The organism is Bradyrhizobium sp. USDA 3311, from assembly GCF_054062495.1.
Genome location: NZ_JBSSFI010000001.1, coordinates 3488187 through 3507146 on the forward strand (window position 1 = coordinate 3488187; position 18960 = coordinate 3507146).

Below are 18960 nucleotides of genomic sequence, written 5' to 3' on the forward strand. Positions count from 1 at the left end.
GGTGACGTCCGCCGATGCTGGCACGGGGCGATATGCGCAACTTCTGGATCGTTCTGACGCTTGCGACCCTTGGCGCCGGCGTCGGGTTCGCGCGGGCCGAGGACGCTGCGGTCTCCAAGCGGCCGGCGATCCAGGCGAACCGCTGGGCAGAGGACTGGTCGGTCCTTGCCGATCCCAGGTTGCGTACCGAACCGTTTGACGGGCTCAAATACATCCCGCTTTGGGCCACCGATCCGAAAAGCTACGTCTCGCTGGGGGCGACGCTGCGCGAACGCTTCGAGACCAATAGCGCAGCGGCGTTCGGCACCGGCAACACGTCCTCGGACAGCTATCTCATACAGCGTTTGCAGGTCCACGCCGACATTCATTTCAACGAGAACTGGCGCGCCTTCGTGCAGCTCGAGGACGATCGGGCCTTCGACAAGCTCAGCATCTCCCCTGTCGACCAGGACCGTGCCGACCTTCGCCTTGCCTTCCTCGAATACGTCAACATTTTCGCGGGCGGGACCCTGAAGGCGCGCATCGGACGACAGGACTTCGCCTTCGACCTGCAGCGCTTCGTATCGTCGCGGGATGGTCCCAACGTCAGACAATCATTCGATGCGATCTGGGCCGACTGGGAAACCGGCGTCTGGCGCTTCATCGGCTTTGTCAGCCGCCCCGTCCAATATTTCGACGTTCGCCCTTTCGACGACACCTCGAACGACAACTTCCGCTTCAGCACGCTCCGGGTCGAGCGGAAGGTCATGGGTGACAACGAGCTGTCGGGCTACTACTCGCTGTACGAGCGGAAGAGCGCCAGATATCTCGATGCATTGGGCGACGAAAGCCGTCACGTTCTGGATGCGAGATTCGCGGCGAAGTCCCAACAGTTCGACTGGGATCTCGAGGCCATGGGGCAGGCGGGCCAGGTGGGAGCGAAGGATATCCGTGCCTGGGCCGTCGGCACGCGGATCGGATATACATTGACCGGTGTTCCCTGGCTGCCCCGCATCGGCCTCCAGTTCGACGCTGCATCGGGCGACCATCGCTCCGGAGACGGAACGCTGGGAACGTTCAATCCGCTGTTCCCGAATGGCTATTATTTCACGCTGGCCGGATATGCGGGATATGCGAACATCCTTCACCTCAAACCCTCTATAACCATCAGTCCCGCGGACCGGCTGAAGGTGATGGGAGCGATCGGCTTGCAGTGGCGCGAAACGACGGCCGACGCGATCTACGTCCAGCCCAGCGTGCCGATAGCGGGCACCGCCGGGATCGGCAGCAATTGGACGGGAGCCTACGGTCAGCTTCGCATCGACTACGCGTTCAACGATCATCTTACGGGCGCCATCGAGGCCGTGCATTTCGATGTCGGCGACACGATCATCCGCGCCGGCGGACACACCAGCAATTATCTGGGTGTCCAGCTTCAATATGGTTGGTGACATGCCACGCAATATACTTTTGCTTCCGCTCCTCATGAGCCTGAATGCCGGCTTCGTCGATACCGCCGGCTTTCTTGCGCTCCAGGGATTGTTCACTGCGCACGTCACCGGCAACTTCGTCACCTTCGGCGCGGCCATGGTATTGGGGACGTCCGGTGGCCTGGCGAAGCTGCTCGCTCTCCCGGTCTTCTGCTTCGTCGTGGTTGTCAGCAGAATCCTGAGCTTCTATCTCCCCGCAGTGGGACTGCCGATCTTTCGCTCGATGCTGGCCATCAAGACGATACTTCTGGCGGCAGGCGGCGCGTGTGCCGTCTACTTCGGGCCATTTGTCCAAGGCGACAGCTGGCAGGCGATCTGCACCGGCATGATATTGGTTGCCGCCATGGCCATCCAGAACGCCGCGCACCGCATCCATATGGGCACCGAACCTCCCAGCACCTTGATGACGGGCACGACCACCCAGATCATGATCGACGTCGCAGACGTTTTGCGCGGCGCGCCGGCTTCGGTGCTGACCGTCGCCAGACCGCGGCTTGGCAAGATGACGGCGAGCGTGGCTGCCTTCGCACTCGGATGCGCAGCCGGCGCTTGTCTCTATGCGAAGTTCGGGACCTGGTGCTTCGTCCTGCCTCCGCTGATTGCTGTGCCGGCGGTGTTCCTGGCCACCGCCGAGCCGAAGTGACGCGGCGCGTGAGCGATCGGAATTGAAGGGCCGGAGCTGATGGCCTGGTGGGAGCACGCGATGGTCGACCTTGACCGTCGCCGTCGACGGCTGGCAGCGGGCGCATCCGCATTGTCGGCAGGAACGATGGGATCCTGCCGTCTGGACGGGATCAAGACCGGTCTGCCGTCGAGATGCGGCAGGCGATACGCGAGGGAACTGAAATGGCTTCTGAGACGTCCGATCCATCGCCTCGATCCTATCCCCGATCGGTCTCGCTCGTGCGAAGAGCCGGCCCGATCATTGTCGCCGCCGGCATCGCGGACAGTTTCACCCAGATCGAAAACTGGCTCCTGGAAGAGGCCTCCGTCGAGCGGCAGATGATTGACCTTCTCGTCAAGCTGATCCGTCGGATGAAGGCGGCAGACTCTTCGGTCGATCGACTTACCCTGCATATCGGCACGCTCCATCCCCAGTTGGTCGGATTCGCATGGGTCTGGAACGCCGACGATGGCTTCTGCGACGAGGTGCGGGTTGCTGACGCCGCGGTCGATTCCGACGCCTACAGGCTTAATCCGTTGCAGCGTATCGTCGAGACCGGCGACACGATCCGGCGACGGCCGAATGAGCAGACGGCGCAGGCGGAATTTCCCATCATGATCGAGCTCGCGGCCGCCGGCATGACCGACTACGTGGCGATCCCGTTGTCTGGTCTTGATACACGTAACGTGGTCACCATCGCGACGAAAGCGGCCCGCGGTTTCGCCGAGGTCGAGATAGAGTCCTTGACCCGCCTCTTCAAACTATTCGCCTTGCATGTGCAACGCCACAGCGAGTTGAAGATCTCCGAAAACGCGTTGGGAGCCTACCTTGGTTACGGCGCTGCCACCAGGGTGCTCGAAGGTGCAATCAAGCGCGGCGCCGGAGACTCGATCCGCGCCGTGATTTGGGTCTCGGATCTCAGAAATTTCACGAAGATGTCGGACGCCCTGGCCCCGGCCGACACGCTGCTGCTGCTCAACGCCTACTTCGAGACGATGGTGAGCGCCGCCGCCGTTCACGGCGGCGAAATCCTCAAGTTCATCGGCGACGGTATGCTCGCGGTCTTCCCGGTAACGGTCGGCGTCGCCGAAGCGTCGCGCGCGGCCGTCTCGGCGGCCAGAGAGGCGATCGCGCGGCTCGAGGTTTCCAATCGGACTATCCGTGTCGCGTCCGACGCCGAGGGTCGCCACTTGCTGCGGGCCGGCATCGTCCTTCACGAAGGTGAGGTCTTTTTCGGCAACATCGGTGCTCCGGATCGCTTGGACTTCACGGTTATCGGCGCCGCCGTCAACGAGGCCTGCCGTGTGGAAGCGCTCACCAAGACGATAGGCCGGGATCTCCTCATGACGGAAGCCGTCGCTCGACATCTCTCTCATGATGTCGAGCATCTCGGTGAGCACCAGTTACGAGGCGTTTCCGCCAGGATGTCCGTGTATGGACTGGCCGGATGAGGACTTGATCGGTCGAGCCGCTGCTCGTCAGCAGAAATGGCCCCCGGGACGATGGTAACCTCCCGAAGCGCCCTTTATCGCTTTCGAACCGCCCGTCGTCTTACAGGCACCGTTTTTGCCGACGGTGGCTGCATTGGCCTGCCGGTTCATCCCGGCGGTTGCCGTGGACCTCCGCGGCTCTGCCGGCACTAAGCCCGCGCAGCGGCTTCTCTTCTGCCAGTCTCGAGCGTCGGATGGGCGGACGATCGGAGGAAATATCGCAGATTTGCGTCGTGTGGGGAAAGGCGGTAGCGGTCTTCCGCTACCAATATTCCCGATGAATCCTTGAAAATCCCCGTCTTGCCGGTTCGCTGCGACGCGCGAGATGTCGCGGGCGAAGCCGGAACCGCCATGATAGTCGGTGACGGCGCTCGCTATCCGATCGACATCGAGTCCGGGCTTCTTAAGATGTGAGGCCAGCACGAGACGGGTCGCGCGCAAGTCCCTCTCAAGCGGCTTTCGAGTGTTTCAAGCCGTCTCTCCGTTTCCCCGTTTTGCGTCGCAGGCGCCGGCCCAGCCGCTTTCCCCGTCGATGACGATCAGGTCGAGCTTCGCCATCCTGACAACCGGCGAATCGGACTTCAGTTGGATCTTCGCCAAAGCGGCGGTGGAGTGCTGGGACGTCCGAAGCTACGATCGCGGCGTATTTTCCGAGATGTTCGAGTGTTGCATTTTCCGCGGAAAATGCTCCTCAAGGATCTGTCGCACGGAATGCGAGCAAAGCCCGCATCGTACGCTGCATCCGAGGCAACCGTAGATTTGCGCGGTTGAGCAAAGCTCTTCGCTCGTCGATACAACGACGCCCCTGATGTCGTGATCGCTGATGATGTTGCAGGAGCAGACGATCATGCCGGATTCCGTTGCGTAATGCGACGTGCCGCATAGAGTCTGACGGCGGCATTCGTAGCGTTGGCGATGGCGCGGCCGCGATCGTCCGTTCCGGTCCATTGGGCATCACGCCCGCGCGGATCTATCTCCAGCAGCTTGACGCCGGCCGGAACCTCGCTGCCGTCGCGGGCGATGCCGCGTAAAATGCCGTCGCGCGGCGCAACCACGGGAACGCCGGAGAGATGGCCGAGCACGAGATCCTTGTAGACGCGGGTACCGATCTCGACCGGCGTGTGCCAGCGTCCGGCGAATTGCGAGTAGACGAAGCGTTCCGCGCCGACATCGCCCAGCGAACTCGCGACACCGTCGGCGGTGTCGGTCCAGCGCGTGTCGGTCACGAGCCCGATCCTGCCGGGCCGGGTCTCCACCGCGACATCGCAATTGAAATCCGTCGAGAAGCCGGGGCCGAGCCCGATGGTCAGCCGGGCGAGGCGCCTGAGGTCGGGGGTGATCCGGCGCTTCTGGAGGCGTGCATCGATCAGGAGGTCGATGTGACGGACCGGAAGCAGGTCGAGCAGGCCGAGCCAGGTCACCATGATCTGCGGCGCCCGGCCCAGGGCCTGATGGACCTGCACGCCGTCGTCGACGCGTTCGGCGACGAGGTCCTCGAGCTGCACGGTGTCGGTGAAGAGGGCATCGTGAAAGGCCATCTTGCGCCGGATCACCGGTGGATCCGGATCGTGCGACAGCACCACGCAATGTCCGGCGCGCACGAGCTGGATGCCGATCACGGATGCGATCTCGTTGGTACCGAGGATGACGGCAAAGAGTCGGTGGTCGTTCGGCTGGGGCATCTGAAACCACGGTTGCAGGGAAGGTGCAGCAAGGGGCGATCAAGCTTGCAACGTGAAGAGCAAGAGCCGGGCCATTTGGAACGATTGAAAAACAGCGCGCAACTGCCGGCCAACATTCAGAAAGCGGAAACGCGTGGTGACGTCGCCGCTTAGTGCGAAAGCGCACGCGCGCGTGTTGCAAACCTTCCAGCGTGTCGCGAAGCCGACATCGGGCTGCGAAAACCGCAGCGATTGGGCGACAGGGCGTGGCCCGATTCCTGCAAAGTTGCTTTCGGTTGAATCCGATGGCGCCTGTTGGACGCAGTGAGGAGTTGAGGTGACGCTCGATCTGCTGGATCGCGACGGTGCGCCGGGTGGCGCGCCGGCGCCCGATGTCGCCCTGTGTCCGTTTCACGGCGACAAGTCGCGTGCGGAAGCCGGTGAACGGAAGACGCTGGTGCTGACCGGCGCGTCCCGGGGCATCGGGCATGCGACGGGAAAGCTGTTCTCCGAAGCCGGCTGGCGGATCGTCACATGTTCCCGGCAACCGTTCGACGGTGGTCGTTGTCCCTGGGATGCGGGGGCCGACGATCATGTGCAGGTGGAATTGAGCGACCATCGCGCGCTGCCGCGCGTCGTCGCCGAGATCAAGGAGCGGCTCAACGGCGGTCCGCTGCATGCACTGATCAACAACGCCGGCATTTCGCCAAAGGCCGCTGACGGCGCGCGGTTGAATTCGCTGACGACGCCAGTCGAAACCTGGATGAGCGTGTTCCACGTCAACCTGCTCGCGCCGGTCCTGTTTGCGCAGGGCCTCGCCGACGAGCTGAAGCGGGCCGCCGGCTCGATCGTCAACGTCACGTCGATCGTGGGCTCCCGGGTGCATCCGTTTGCCGGCACCGCCTATGCGACGTCGAAGGCCGCGCTCGCGTGCCTGACCCGCGAAATGGCGCACGACTACGCGCCGTTCGGAATTCGCGTCAACGCCATTGCCCCCGGCGAGATCAAGACGGACATTCTGTCGCCGGAGACCGAGGCCAAATTGGCACCGATCATCCCCCTGCATCGCGTGGGCACGCCGGAAGAGGTTGCGAAGGTGATCTTCTTCCTGTGCTCGGATGCGGCCAGCTACGTTACGGGTGCCGAAGTACCGATCAACGGAGGGCAGCATGTATGATCAGACGGCAGCAGCTGGTCCCGGAAAAATTCTCGCGGATTTGCGCTGGATCAATGCGATGAACCCGATCTTGAGCGTGTCGCGCATTTCGATGGTGAATTCCGCGAAGTGGATGACAAAGCGTGCAGGCGCCATGGAATCTTTTTGCAGCAGTGCCGACAAGTTGGGCGCGACTCGTGTCCCGTCTTTTGCTTGAAGATGGCTGCGATCTCCTTCGCGGCTTCGGTGAAGTTGGCAGCCACGGCGACGTTAGTCTGCGCGGCTTGCGCCGGCGCGGATGCGAGCAGCAGGCCCGCAACGAAGGCGATCGAGCGAAACAGTCCCATGATGAACTCCAACGGACGGCAACCGCTTCCGCAAAGCCCGATTGCTGCGAGGCGCCGGCCATTGCAGGCTCAGCAATCGGCGTGCCGGATGCGGGGACGAAGCTTGGTGTGCGCCTTGCAGGAACGGGCGTTGAAAGAGCGGGGTTTCCGCCCAGTGCCGCGGCGGGACTGACTATCTGTGTCGGATTTCCGACAATGTGGTCGGCAAGCTGACACGATCGAAGGGAAGCACAATATGGCTACCGTTGCATCGCGTGCCGAGCTCGAACGTTTACTGGAAGACGACGTTCCATACGGTGATCTTACCACCGAGGCACTGGGGATCGGCGCAGTTGACGGCGTTATGCGTCTTTCCGCGCGCGCGCCGATGGTGCTCGCGCTCGCCGAGGATGCCGCCAAAATCATCGAGCTGTCTGGCTGCAGCGTCGACCTTTGTGCCGCATCCGGCTCGGCGCTGCAGCAGGGCGCGCCGATCCTTGAAGCGTGCGGTCCGGCCGCGGCGCTGCTCAAGAGCTGGAAGGTGGCGCAGACCTTGATCGAGATCTGGTCAGGCGTGGCCAGCGAGACCCGCGCCATCGTCGACGCGGCAAGGGCGGTCGCACCAAATATTCCGGTTGCCTGCACGCGCAAGAACGTGCCGGGTACCAAGCGCTTTGCTGTGGCGGCCGTGAAGGCCGGCGGGGCCGTGATGCACCGGCTCGGCCTCTCGGAGACGGTGCTGGTCTTTCCCGAGCACCGGGCCTTTCTTGGCCAACAGCCGCTGTTTCAGACGGTTGAGCGGTTGCGCCGGGCGGCGCCAGAGAAGAAGCTCGTGATCGAGGTGAAGACCGCTGATGCCGCACTTGCCGCAGCGGTCGCCGGCTTCGACGTGATCCAGGCCGAGAAGTTTTCGCCGGCCGAGGTCGCTGCGTTAGTCAAGCGCGTAGCCGTGATGGCGTATACGCGCGAACGTCCCATCATCGCCGCCGCCGGCGGAGTCAATGCGGCTAATGCCGCGGCCTACGCAGAGGCTGGGGCCGATATCCTGGTGACTTCATCGCCCTATCTTGCGAAACCGAAGGATGTGCAGGTGCGGATCTCGACTACCGATGACAAGGTGTCCTCTCTTCATGCGCACTGTCAGGTAAATTCAACGCCTGGTGACACAAACCGCCTGCGAGCGTGAGCATACTTTCCTCGTTCAATGGTTCTTCAGGCTGGAAGGCCTCGGTCTCCTTCCTCTGACGCACTCTCGTTGCGCGATGCTGCATGGGCAAGGACCGCCTTAGCGGGTGCTGCCAATCGTTCGCTATGAGTGTCAAACTATGTTTGCGCTATTGGCTACTTGGTTTCCGGATCGCGCATTGCAGTCTTGAAACCTCAAGAATACGGCTGAGACCGTTTCTTCTTTGAAGACATTAGCTTGCGTCCAATTGCGAAGCGCGTCCGCGGAGGACCGCTGTCTGGCCCGAATGTTGCCCTTCAGTATGACGGGTTTAGAAAAAGATCATACGAGGGGAGTTCTGATCTTGGCCAATGCGCATCGACGGAGCGAACGGTCTCGGACTGCTTCCTGTGCCGGTCCCGCTGTTCTCTTCGGTGGGCTTATCACCGCCAACATCGTCGCATGGGCCTGGGCTTTCGCGCTGTTCGCCGACCGGCCTGTGGTGATGGCGACCGCGCTGCTCGCCTGGGTGTTCGGCCTGCGCCACGCTGTGGATGCCGATCACATCGCGGCCATCGACAACGTCGTGCGCAGCCTGATGCAGGCGGGCGGTACGCCGCGATCGGCCGGCCTCTATTTCGCGCTCGGCCATTCCAGCGTGGTCGTGGTCGCGACCATGCTCCTCGCGCTCGGCGTGGTGAGCCTTGGCGGTGACGGCCTGCTCAAGGAGATCGGCAGCTTCATAGGCACCTCGGTGTCGGCGCTGTTCCTGCTGGTGATTGCGGCCATCAACCTCGCCATCTTCGCCAGCCTGTGGCGGACCTTTCGCAAGGCGCGCGAGCAGGGCATTCGTGACGCCGCCGGGCTCGACGCATTGCTCGCTCATCGCGGTATCCTGGTGCGCTTGCTCGGCCCCATGTTCCGCCTGGTGACAAAACCCTGGCACATGTATCCGCTCGGCTTCCTGTTCGGGCTCGGTTTCGACACTGCAACTGAGATCGGCCTGCTCAGCATCTCCGCCTCTGAGGCCGCGCGCGGCGCTTCGCTCGCCGACGTCATGGTCTTTCCCGCGCTGTTCGCCGCCGGCATGGCACTGGTCGACACCGCGGACTCGACGCTGATGGTCAGCGCTTATCGCTGGGCCTTCGTCGATCCCATGCGAAAGCTCTGGTACAATCTCACCATTACGGGCGCTTCCGTCGCGGTCGCGCTGTTCATCGGCGGCATTGAGGCACTGGGCTTGATCGGCAACCGGCTCGATCTCTCCGGCGGTGTGTGGACGCTGATCGACGCCCTCAACGAGTCGCTCGCCAATGTCGGCCTCGCCGTGATCGCGTTGTTCGCGATCGCCTGGCTGCTCTCGATCGTGCTCTACCGCCGCCTAATTGCGGGCAGCTCGGGCCTTGCCGACACGGAAGTCCTGGAATGCGCTGATGCGACCGAGGCGGTCTGAGTCTTGCCGACGCTGCGGTCCGCTGACGGTACTCTCAGCCCTCTGGCTCCTCGCGGTCGACGGCAACGCCTTCGCACAGAGCGATGGCGGCCTGCGCGAACTGCCGCCGGTCCAGATTTTTGCCGGCCAGACACCGCGTCACAAAAGGCCGCCCGCGTCGCGGCACGCCGGCACATCGACACGGGCCGGTCATCGGATCTTTGTGTATCCGGCAGCAGCGCCAGCGTCGGGCACCCGCAGCGTCGCCTCCGGCCCAGAGGGGCCGCCGGGCATGGCCAGCGCGCTCACCGTCTCCGGTGAAGAGCTCAACACGCGCCCCTTCGCACGGCCGGGCGAGGTGCTCGAAGCCGTGCCGGGGCTGATCTTGACCCAGCATTCCGGCGAGGGCAAAGCCAACCAGTATTTTCTGCGCGGCTATAATCTCGACCACGGCACCGATCTCGCAATCTATGTCGACGACGTCCCCGTCAACATGCGCACCCACGCGCACGGCCAGGGCTATGCCGATCTCAACTGGCTGATCCCGGAGACCATCAGCGCGATGGACGTGCGCAAGGGCCCGTACTTCGCCGACGAGAGCGATTTCGCCTCCGTCGGCAGCGTGCGCATCAGCCTGATCGACCGCACCGAGAAGGGCCTCGCACAGGTGACTGCCGGCAGCTTTGGCTATCGGCGTCTGCTCGGCATGGACTCCGCGAAGCTCGGTGAGGGCGCGCTGCTCGTCGCCGGCGAGATCGGCACCTACAACGGTCCCTGGGACAATCCGGACAATGTGCGCAAGCTCAACGGTCTCGTGCGTTTTAGCCAGGGCACCGCGACGGATGGCCTGACCGTCACCGGCATGGCCTATGCGAACAAATGGAATTCCACCGACCAGGTGCCGCAGCGCGCGATAACGAGCAGCTTTCTCGACCGGTTCGGCTCGGAAGACCCGACCGACGCCGGAAACACCAACCGCTTCGCGCTCTCGGGCCGCCTCGCGCAGAGCGACGATCTCGGCTCCTGGAAGGCCAATGCCTATGTCGTGAAGAGCCAGCTCGATCTCTTCAACAACTTCACCTATTTCCTCCGCGATCCCGTGCTCGGCGACCAGTTCCACCAGCACGACGATCGCCTGATGGCCGGCGCCAATATCTCCCGCACGCTGAACGGCTCGTTTGCGGGCCTGCCGATGCAGACCACGCTCGGCCTGCAATCGCGCTATGACGCGATTGATCTGGCGCTCACCAACACGGTCCAGCGCAGCTACCTCTCCAGGGTCCGCAGCGACCAGGTCGGCGAAGGCAGCGTCGGCGTCTACGCCGAAAATACCCTGCGCTGGACCGATTGGCTCAGGACCACAATGGGCTGGCGCGGCGACTATTATGGCGCCAACGTCACCTCGCTGTTCAATTCCAACAACTCCGGCAACGTCAATGCCTCGCTCGGCAGTCCGAAATTCCGGATGGTGCTCGGTCCCTTTAACCAGACCGAATTCATTCTCGGCGCCGGCTACGGCATGCACTCGAACGACGCCCGTGGCGCCACCACGACGGAAGACCCGGGCGATCCCGCCACAAAGCTCTCGCCGTCGCCGCTACTGGTGCGCACCAGGGGCGCTGAGGTCGGCGTTCGCAGCAGGATCATTCCCGGCCTCGACACCTCGTTCAGCGTCTTCATCCTCGACCAGGATTCCGAGATCCTGTTCTCCGGCGATGCCGGCGACACCGAGGCGACCCGCGCCAGCCGCCGCTATGGCTTCGAGTGGACCAACCATTACCGGCCGCGATCCTGGATCGATGTCGACGCCGATCTGGCGATGACCCGTGCGCGCTTTCGCGGCTATGACAGCGACCAGGCGGAGGTCTACGCCGCGCTCGCCGGCTATCCGGAGGCGCAGATCGGCAACGCGCCCGGCAACTACATCCCGAACGCGCCGCCGATGGTGGCCTCGGCCGGCATCACCCTGGGCGAGAAGACCGGCTGGTTCGGGACCTTGCGCTGGCGCTATCTCGCCTCCAGCCCGCTGACGGAAGACAATGCGTTCCGCTCGTCCGCGACCAGCATCTTCAACGGCCGCCTCGGCTATCGCGCCGACAATGGCTGGCGCATCCAGCTCGACGTGCTCAATCTCTTCAACGCGAGAACGAACCAGATTACCTATGCCTACGGTTCGTTGCTCAAGACCGACGCGCTGTACAATCTCTGCACCGGCGGCGTTGCGCCCGCCGCGGTCTGCCGGAACGGAGTGATGGATTACGTGCTGCATCCGGTCGAGCCGCTGTCGTTCCGCTTGACGGTCGCGGGGACGTTCTAGCTAGTCAGGTCGGGAGTCGCGAAAGGTGCGCTCGCCGGTGATGATGGCGGACAGCAAGCTCTGGCGCGACATGATTTCTTCGCGCAGCGCGGCGTAGATGTGCAGGATGACGAACACCACGATGAACCACATGCCGAGATGATGGATGGTGTGGACGTCCTGGCTGTTCGGAAAGATCTTGAACACCCAGCCGAAGAAACGATACCACAGGCTGTCGATGCCGGCGCCCTCGGCATAAAGGGCAAATCCGGTCATGATCATCCCCACCATCGCGAGGATGAACAGGAACATCGCGGTATTGGCGAGTGGGTTATGGCCGACATATTTCTTGGGGTAGCGCACCAGGAAGAGATACCAGCGCAGCTCGTATAGAAAACCCCAGCGCCAGATCCGGTTGTAGAACGGCAGCGCGAAGAGTTGCCGTGCATAAGGGTTGCCGACGATCGCCCAGTAGATGCGATAGAGGAAGGCAACGGCAAGCGCCTGTCCCGACGCGAAATGGATGAAGCGGATATAGCCCATTGTGTACCAGTTCGAAGCCTCTCCCGGCATCGACGGCAGCGGCGAGGCGATCAGATAGCCGGTGATCACGAGCATGGTGATGAGCGCGGCATTGAGCCAATGCCAGATCCGCACCGGCGCTTCGTACACATAGATCGATTGGCGGCTCGTTCCCGCGGCGCCGATCGCATCGAGCGTGCCGGGAATCTCGGAAATCTCAGTCATCGATTGCTCCTGCCCAAAAGCGATCCGACGCAGGAACAAACGAATCAGCTCACCCTTTCCGACAATATCGCGCGCACTCTCTTGCAAAATCCCCGCTGCGAAAAAAATTCGTACAGCGCTTGATGCGCCGCATGATGCGTCGAAATGGAAACATATTTTATCTCATGCTGGAAATTCGCCTTTCAGGCCTTTCTTGAAACTGCTTGCGGTTTCTTCATCGCAAGCGGCGCAGTCGTTCAATTTGCACGCGGCGCAACGCTGAGCGTCGTCGCGTTGGAGGCTTCGTTCGCTGCGGAGCAACAGTTTTCGATTTACCGATGATTAGGGGAGTGGCCGCATCGTCGCATCATTGCGAGCTTTCCGAGAACGGGTATTGCGAAATGAATCTGAGCTTCGTTGCACGCGTTTTTGCCCGGGATGGGCAGTCGATGTCGGGCCTGTTTCATGGCCATGGGCGGATGAATGCCGCCGCCATCAGTCTTCCCAAGAGCGAGCCGGTCTTCGCCAACGTGTCGATCCGAGCAAAGATCATGATCGGCTTTGCGGTCGTGCTGCTGCTGTCGGCCGTCACCATGGCCGGCGCCTGGTTCGGCTATGAGAAGATCCTCGACGGCTTCGGTGTCTACCGGGTTAGCATGTCAGAGTCCGACTACGCGCGCGAGATCGACAGTTCCCTGTCCGCCTATCAGAGCAACGCGCGCTATTTCGCGATGGCTGGCACCAGGGAGGCGGAATCTGCGGCCGAGGAGGCGAGGCGAAGGCTGGAAGGAGCCATTACCGCGGCCAAGACCGAGACCTCCACCTTGAGCTGGCAGCAGTCCATCAAGGAGCTGTTCGAGGCCTATCGCGCCTATACCGACGCCTTCAACAAGGTGCTGGCCTTGCGGTCGGAGATCAGCCGGTCGGGTACCGTGATGGAAGATCAGTCGCGTGCGATCAAATCCATCCTTGCGGATGCGAAGGTATCGCCCGGCGATGCTGATGAAATCGGAGGCGCGCTCAACCGCTTTGAGGTCGTTGATCTGCTCGCAACCGCCGAGCTGAAGCGCCATGATGACGCGCTGGCGCAGGCCGCCGCGCAACGCCTCGAGACGATCAAGCGCCTGGTCGATCGCGGCGCGTTGCGCTCGATGGACGCCATCGGCGAGAAGGCGCTTGCCGATCGTCTCGCCGTCTATGGCGAAAGCGTCGCACGCGTCGTGGCGTCCGCGCAGGAAATCGACCGCCTCGTGGAAAGCATGTGGAAGCTGCGCCATGGCCTGTCGGGGGCGGCGAGCTCGCTCAAGCGCGTGGCACTGGCCGAGCAGGCCGAGGCTGAAAAGAAGACGTCGGAGCAGATCGCCAGCGGCCAGTCGGTCGTAGTGGCGCTGGCGCTGGCATCGATCGCCATCGGCCTCGTGCTGTCCTTCGCTGTCGGACGCGGCATTGCGCGTCCCGTGATCGCCATGTGCGCTGCCATGACGGAGCTCGCCCGCGGCAGGCACGAGATCGTGCTGCCGGGCCTCGGCCGCCGCGACGAGGTGGGCAAAATGGCCGGCGCCGTCGAGATGTTCAAGCGCCAGGCGATCGAGCGCACCGAGCGGGAGGCGGCCGAGATCGAGGAGCGCAACAGGTCGGCAGCGGAGCTTCGCCGTTCGGAGCTGACGCGATTTGCCGGCACGTTCGAGACCGCGGTCGGCGACATCGTCAACGACATATCAAGCTCGGCCCGGCAACTGGAAGCCGCCGCCTCGACGCTGTCGCGCAATGCGGAAGCGACCGGTGACTTGACGACAGCGGTGGCTGGCGCTTCCCGGGAAGCGGTCGGAAGCATCCGTTCGGTCGCCGCCGCCGCCGAGGAACTGTCGCTTTCGATCAACGAGATCCGCTCACAGGTGCGCAACTCCAACGACATCTCGGAAAGTGCGGTGCAACAGGCGCGGGACACGGACGTGCGCATTGCCGCATTGTCCGAGGCCTCGCACCGGATCGGCGACGTCGTAAAACTGATCACGGCGGTCGCGGAGCAGACCAATCTGCTGGCGCTCAACGCCACGATCGAAGCGGCGCGTGCAGGCGATGCCGGCCGCGGTTTTGCGGTGGTGGCCTCTGAGGTGAAATCACTCGCCAGTCAGACGGCGCGCGCCACGGAGGAGATCGGCGCGCACATCCAGGGCATGCAGCAGGCGACGGGTGAATCGATCGCGGCGATCAAGACGATCGCCGGCACGATCGGGGAGATATCGTCGATATCAGGCTCGATCGCGACCGCCGTCGATCAGCAGACGGCGACGACGCAGGAGATCGCGCGCAGCGCCCAGCATGCGGCCTCCGGTACCGGTCAGGTCTCGACCAATCTCGAACAGGTCAATCGCGAGGCAACCGAGACCGGCGCGGCCGCCTCCGCCGTGCTGCAATCGGCCCGCGGCCTGACCGAGGCCAGCCAGCGCCTGCGCGTCGAGCTCGACGGTTTCATGGCCAATGTTGCCGCAGCCTGAGGTCGGCCTATCCTGCCAACGGGTGATTGCAAGAGCATGGGTGTGTTGTGGTAGTGAATGGCGAGGTTCGCGGTACACCGCGGCCTGAGAGCGCCTACCCAAGGGACCACCGATGAACCGTGACCTCGATCTCGCCGGTTTTGAGCTGCACCCGCAGCGCGGTGCGGTGCTGGGCGAGGTGCATGCCCGCCCGTTCACCCGGCTGACGGCGCCGCTCACCGTGCTGCGCTTTGCCTTTCTCAGCCAGGGCGAGGTTGCCGCCGCCAATCGGCAGAAGTTCGTCGCGTTCTGCACGTCGCACGGGCAGGAGCCGCCGGATGAAGGAACGAAACATCATCAGGTCGCTATCGGCGCGATCCAGCTGCGCTGGGAGCAGCACTCGGAGTTCACCACCTTTACCTGGATCCTCGGCAACGCGGATACGTCCGCTCGGAGTTTCGGCGAGATCGGCGATGGGCCCGCCGCATTGATACGCTCCCTGTCGCAGTCCGGCCAATTGCTGGTCGCGGTCAAGCTCGGGGTCGAGCAAACCTCGGCGGCGCTGGAGCGTGCCCAGGAGGTTTTCGAACGAGGCAGCCTCGCGATGGCGGCGGTCCGCAGCGGATCTGCCGTGGTCGCCTCCGACTTTCGCGCGGACGACCATGGTTTTGTTCGCATCCTCATCTGCAACGACGGCCTGTCGCCGGGCCGCTTGGGCGCTCTGGTGCAGCGCGTGCTGGAGATCGAGACCTATCGCACGCTGGCGCTGCTCGGCTTGCCGGCTGCGCTCGAACTCGCACCATCGGTCGATCACATCGGGCGCCGACTGGTCGAGGTGCTCGAGGAGATGCAGGGTGCGGAGGGCCTCAAGCTCAACAATCACCTTCTGACCGAGCTGACTGCGCTCGCCGCCTCGCTCGAGCGCGGCGCCGCCGGCAGCCTGTTCAGGTTCGGGGCTAGCCGGGCCTATTACGACATCGTGCAGGCTCGACTTGGGGTGATCGAAGGCGGCGAGATCGCAGGCTATCCGACCTGGTCGTCGTTTCTCGCCCGCCGGATGGCGCCGGCGATGCGGACCTGCGCCGCCCTGGAGGAGCGTCAGGCCAATTTGTCGATCAAGCTTGCGCGCGCAGCCGACCTCCTGCGCACCCGCGTCGACGTCGAATTGGAGGAGCAAAATCGTGACCTCTTGCGTTCGATGAACGAGCGCACCAAGCTGCAATTGCGCCTGCAAAGTACGGTCGAGGGCCTGTCGGTGGCAGCGATCGGCTATTACGTCGTCAGCCTGTTCGGGTATCTTGCCAAGGGCGCGCATGACGGCGGCGTACATGTCGAGCCGTCGCTGGCGACCGCGCTGTTCGTGCCGGTCGCTATCGGCGTCACCTGGATTGTCACGCACCGGATTCGCCAGCGGCACTTGAAGCATGACGGCGCGACGTCGGGTGGGCATGATTGAGTTCCCTCAAGCCAGAGCCTTGCTCTTGTGCTACGAGCGACGGATGCTTGCGGGCTAAGGAGGAGCCATGAGCCGATCGGATGGGACGACCAACGTGCTTTGGCTGCAGGGAGCCAGTTGCGGCGGCTGCACCATGTCGATCCTCGAAAGCGGCGCCTCCGGCTGGTTCGACGAATTGAGGCAGTTCGGCATCAACCTGCTGTGGCATCCGTCAGTGAGCGAAGAGACGGGCGAGGAAGCGGTCGAGGTGCTCCAGTCCGTTCTGGACGGCAAGGTGCAGCTGGATCTGCTCTTGCTGGAAGGCTCCGTCGCCCGCGGCCCGAACGACAGCGGCCGCTTCAACATGCTCGCGGGCACCAACCGCTCGGTCTATCGCTGGATGCTCGATCTCGCGCCGCTCGCCGACTACGTGATCGCGGTCGGAAGCTGCGCTGCCTATGGCGGCGTGCCGGCCGCGGGATCGAACCCGACCGATGCCGTGGGGTTGCAGTTCGAAGGTTCCGACAGCGGCGGCGCGCTGGGCGCGGGCTTCCGTTCGCGACTCGGTCTGCCCGTTATCAATGTCGCGGGTTGCGCGCCGCATCCTGGCTGGATGATGGAAACCATCCTGGCACTGACCAGCAAGGATCTTGCCGCGACTGATCTCGACGGTTACGGACGGCCGAAATTCATCGCCAATCATCTCGCCCATCACGGCTGTTCGCGCAACGAGTTCTACGAGTTCAAGGCGAGCGCCGAGACGATGTCGGAGCGCGGCTGCCTGATGGAGCATCTCGGCTGCAAGGCGACGCAGGCGGTCGGCGACTGCAACCAGCGCTCCTGGAACGGCGGCGGCTCCTGCACCAAGGGCGGCTATGCCTGTATCGCCTGCACCTCGCCGGGATTCGAAGGGGCGCAGAACTTCCTGGAGACCGCCAAGCTCGCCGGCATTCCGGTTGGTTTGCCGACTGACATGCCAAAGGCCTGGTTCGTCGCGCTCGCGGCATTGTCGAAGTCGGCGACGCCGCGGCGCGTGCGGCTGAATGCGACCGCCGACCACGTCGTCGTGCCGCCGGGCCGTTCGACGGCCAAGGGCAAGCCATGACGCGGATCACGATCGGCCCGTTCAACCGTGTTGAGGGCGATCTCGAAGTCCGCCTCGACGTCGAGAGCGGCCGCGTCATGCGCGCCGAGGTGACGGCGCCGCTCTACCGGGGCTTCGAACAGATCCTGGAAGGCCGGCCGCCGCTCGACGCGCTGGCGCTGGCGCCGCGGATCTGCGGCATCTGCTCGGTCTCGCAATCGGTCGCGGCGGCTGCCGCCCTGCGCGACGCCATGTCGATCGAGGCTGCGCCCAACGGGCTGCTCGCCACCAACATCGCCCATGCGGCGGAGAATGCGGCCGACCATCTGACCCACTTCTATATCTTTTTCATGCCCGACTTTGCCCGCGAGGCCTATGCGGCGCACAGCTGGCACGCGGAGACGCGCGAGCGCTTTGCAGCAACCCGCGGCAGCGCAGCGCGCGATGCCCTGCCGGCGCGGGCGCGGCTGCTCGAGACCATGGGCATCATCGCCGGGAAATGGCCGCATAGCCTCGCGTTCCAGCCAGGCGGCACGACGCGCGCCATCGACCTTGGCGAGCGCGTCCGGCTGCTGTCGATCACGACGGCCTTTCGAAGCTTTCTCGAGCGTGTCGTCTTCGCGGACTCGCTCGAGAATGTGCTGGCGATTGCCTCCGCGGACGAGCTGGATAGCTGGCGCGACGGCCGCGGCGGCGATTTCGCCCATTTCCTGCGGCTTGCGGACACTCTTGCGTTGACCGGGCTCGGCAGGGGCACTGGCTTGATGATGAGCTACGGCGCCTATCATGGCGTCGACAGCGAGTTGTTTCCGCGCGGCCTGTTCGGTCCGCGCGCCACGATCGAACCGCTGCCGCTGACGCAGATCACCGAGGACGTCTCGCACGCCTGGATGCGGGATTCCTCCGCGGATCCCGCCCAGAGCAGCACGGTTCCGGATCCCGACAAGCCGGCGGCCTATAGCTGGTGCAAGGCGCCGCGGCTGTCGGGCCAGCCGATCGAAGTCGGCGCGATCGCGCGCCAGACGGTGGCCGGTCAGGCGCTGATCACGGATCTGGTCGCGCGCGACGGCACCAACGTGCGCAGCCGCGTGATCGCGCGGCTGATCGAGACCGCGCGCATCGCGCTGGCCATGGAGCAGTGGACGCGCGCGCTGCGATTGTCGGAGCCATTCTGCAACAATGCGCGCGAGATCCCCGACGGAAGCTATGTCGGGCTCGTCGAGGCCGCCCGCGGCAGTCTCGGGCACTGGATGGCGGTAAGCCAGGGTAGGATCGAGCGCTACCAGATCATCGCGCCGACCACCTGGAATTTCTCGCCGCGCGATTCCTTCGACGTCGGCGGCCCGCTGGAGCAGGCGCTGGTCGGCACCGATGTCGGCGATGCCGGCCCACGTGCGGTCGCGATCCAGCACATCGTGCGCTCGTTCGATCCCTGCATGGTGTGCACCGCGCACTGACCGGAAACTTCGTTGCCGGCTGCAAATCGAATTGTTTCCGCTTCTCGTATCTCCAGCGTCCTCGTGTACCGCTCCTGCGAGCAATTCAAACACCCAACGTTCTGGAATCTCTCCACTTTTGA

General features: G+C 63.9%; 15 protein-coding genes and 1 pseudogene. 12 read left to right on the forward strand and 4 right to left on the reverse strand.

Going from position 1 to position 18960, the window contains the following annotated elements; translation table 11 throughout:
- The first annotated feature begins 14 nt into the window (after positions 1-14).
- The 3 genes from ACVWW6_RS16555 to ACVWW6_RS16565 all read left to right on the forward strand — a co-directional run bounded on the left by ACVWW6_RS16555 (position 15) and on the right by ACVWW6_RS16565 (position 3584).
- Positions 15-1430, forward strand: coding sequence for an alginate export family protein (locus tag ACVWW6_RS16555; RefSeq protein ID WP_161533512.1), 1416 nt, complete (start codon positions 15-17; stop codon positions 1428-1430).
- A gap of 1 nt (position 1431) precedes the next feature.
- Entirely contained in the window at positions 1432-2112 is a 681-nt protein-coding gene (locus tag ACVWW6_RS16560; RefSeq protein WP_028174184.1) for a YoaK family protein, read from the forward strand.
- Positions 2113-2315: 203 nt separating this feature from the next.
- The gene (locus ACVWW6_RS16565) at positions 2316-3584 is read left to right on the forward strand and encodes an adenylate/guanylate cyclase domain-containing protein (RefSeq protein ID WP_456681053.1); all 1269 of its coding nucleotides are present in this window, start codon (positions 2316-2318) and stop codon (positions 3582-3584) included.
- A gap of 884 nt (positions 3585-4468) precedes the next feature.
- Here the strand turns inward: ACVWW6_RS16565 and ACVWW6_RS16570 are convergent.
- A complete protein-coding gene (locus ACVWW6_RS16570; protein ID WP_456681054.1) occupies positions 4469-5305 on the reverse strand; it encodes a xanthine dehydrogenase in 837 nt (278 codons plus the stop codon).
- A gap of 316 nt (positions 5306-5621) precedes the next feature.
- Between ACVWW6_RS16570 and ACVWW6_RS16575 the strand changes: the two genes are divergently transcribed.
- The gene (locus tag ACVWW6_RS16575; RefSeq protein WP_271553866.1) at positions 5622-6461 is read left to right on the forward strand and encodes an SDR family NAD(P)-dependent oxidoreductase; all 840 of its coding nucleotides are present in this window, start codon (positions 5622-5624) and stop codon (positions 6459-6461) included.
- On the opposite strand, the gene ACVWW6_RS16580 is transcribed toward ACVWW6_RS16575, so the two are convergent.
- Together ACVWW6_RS16580 and ACVWW6_RS16585 are read right to left on the reverse strand one after the other, a co-directional pair.
- Positions 6462-6623: a hypothetical protein gene (locus ACVWW6_RS16580; protein WP_456683257.1), complete on the reverse strand. Its 162-nt coding sequence runs from the start codon at positions 6621-6623 to the stop codon at positions 6462-6464.
- Between the two features lie 11 nt (positions 6624-6634).
- A pseudogene (locus tag ACVWW6_RS16585) lies at positions 6635-6787 on the reverse strand (molybdate ABC transporter substrate-binding protein); the annotation flags it as partial.
- A gap of 235 nt (positions 6788-7022) precedes the next feature.
- On the opposite strand from ACVWW6_RS16585, the gene modD reads away from it, so the two are divergent.
- The 3 genes from modD (at position 7023) to ACVWW6_RS16600 (ending at position 11680) form a co-directional block, all read left to right on the forward strand.
- Positions 7023-7952 carry a ModD protein gene (modD, locus tag ACVWW6_RS16590; protein ID WP_456681055.1) on the forward strand — a complete coding sequence of 310 codons (930 nt, stop codon included), beginning with the start codon at positions 7023-7025 and terminating at the stop codon, positions 7950-7952.
- 286 nt (positions 7953-8238) lie between these two features.
- Complete coding sequence (locus tag ACVWW6_RS16595) at positions 8239-9384, forward strand: HoxN/HupN/NixA family nickel/cobalt transporter (protein WP_246740534.1); 1146 nt, start codon at positions 8239-8241, stop codon at positions 9382-9384.
- Positions 9365-11680 (forward strand): TonB-dependent receptor, encoded by a 2316-nt coding sequence (locus ACVWW6_RS16600; RefSeq protein WP_456681056.1) that lies wholly within the window; start codon positions 9365-9367, stop codon positions 11678-11680. Before ACVWW6_RS16595 ends, ACVWW6_RS16600 begins: the two co-directional genes overlap by 20 nt.
- On the opposite strand, the gene cybH is transcribed toward ACVWW6_RS16600, so the two are convergent.
- Positions 11681-12406 (reverse strand): Ni/Fe-hydrogenase, b-type cytochrome subunit, encoded by a 726-nt coding sequence (gene cybH / locus ACVWW6_RS16605; protein WP_456681057.1) that lies wholly within the window; start codon positions 12404-12406, stop codon positions 11681-11683.
- Between the two features lie 144 nt (positions 12407-12550).
- On the opposite strand from cybH, the gene ACVWW6_RS16610 reads away from it, so the two are divergent.
- From ACVWW6_RS16610 to ACVWW6_RS16630, 5 genes are all read left to right on the forward strand, one after another.
- A complete protein-coding gene (locus tag ACVWW6_RS16610) occupies positions 12551-12727 on the forward strand; it encodes a hypothetical protein (protein WP_162185817.1) in 177 nt (58 codons plus the stop codon).
- Positions 12728-12834: 107 nt separating this feature from the next.
- Positions 12835-14883 carry a methyl-accepting chemotaxis protein gene (locus tag ACVWW6_RS16615; RefSeq protein WP_456681058.1) on the forward strand — a complete coding sequence of 683 codons (2049 nt, stop codon included), beginning with the start codon at positions 12835-12837 and terminating at the stop codon, positions 14881-14883.
- Between the two features lie 112 nt (positions 14884-14995).
- Positions 14996-16318 (forward strand): DUF3422 domain-containing protein, encoded by a 1323-nt coding sequence (locus tag ACVWW6_RS16620; protein WP_011089683.1) that lies wholly within the window; start codon positions 14996-14998, stop codon positions 16316-16318.
- Between the two features lie 67 nt (positions 16319-16385).
- Positions 16386-17402, forward strand: a complete 1017-nt coding sequence (locus tag ACVWW6_RS16625; protein WP_011089682.1) for an NADH-quinone oxidoreductase subunit B family protein — start codon at positions 16386-16388, stop codon at positions 17400-17402.
- Complete coding sequence (locus ACVWW6_RS16630; protein ID WP_456681059.1) at positions 17399-18838, forward strand: nickel-dependent hydrogenase large subunit; 1440 nt, start codon at positions 17399-17401, stop codon at positions 18836-18838. Before ACVWW6_RS16625 ends, ACVWW6_RS16630 begins: the two co-directional genes overlap by 4 nt.
- Positions 18839-18960 lie beyond the last annotated feature (122 nt).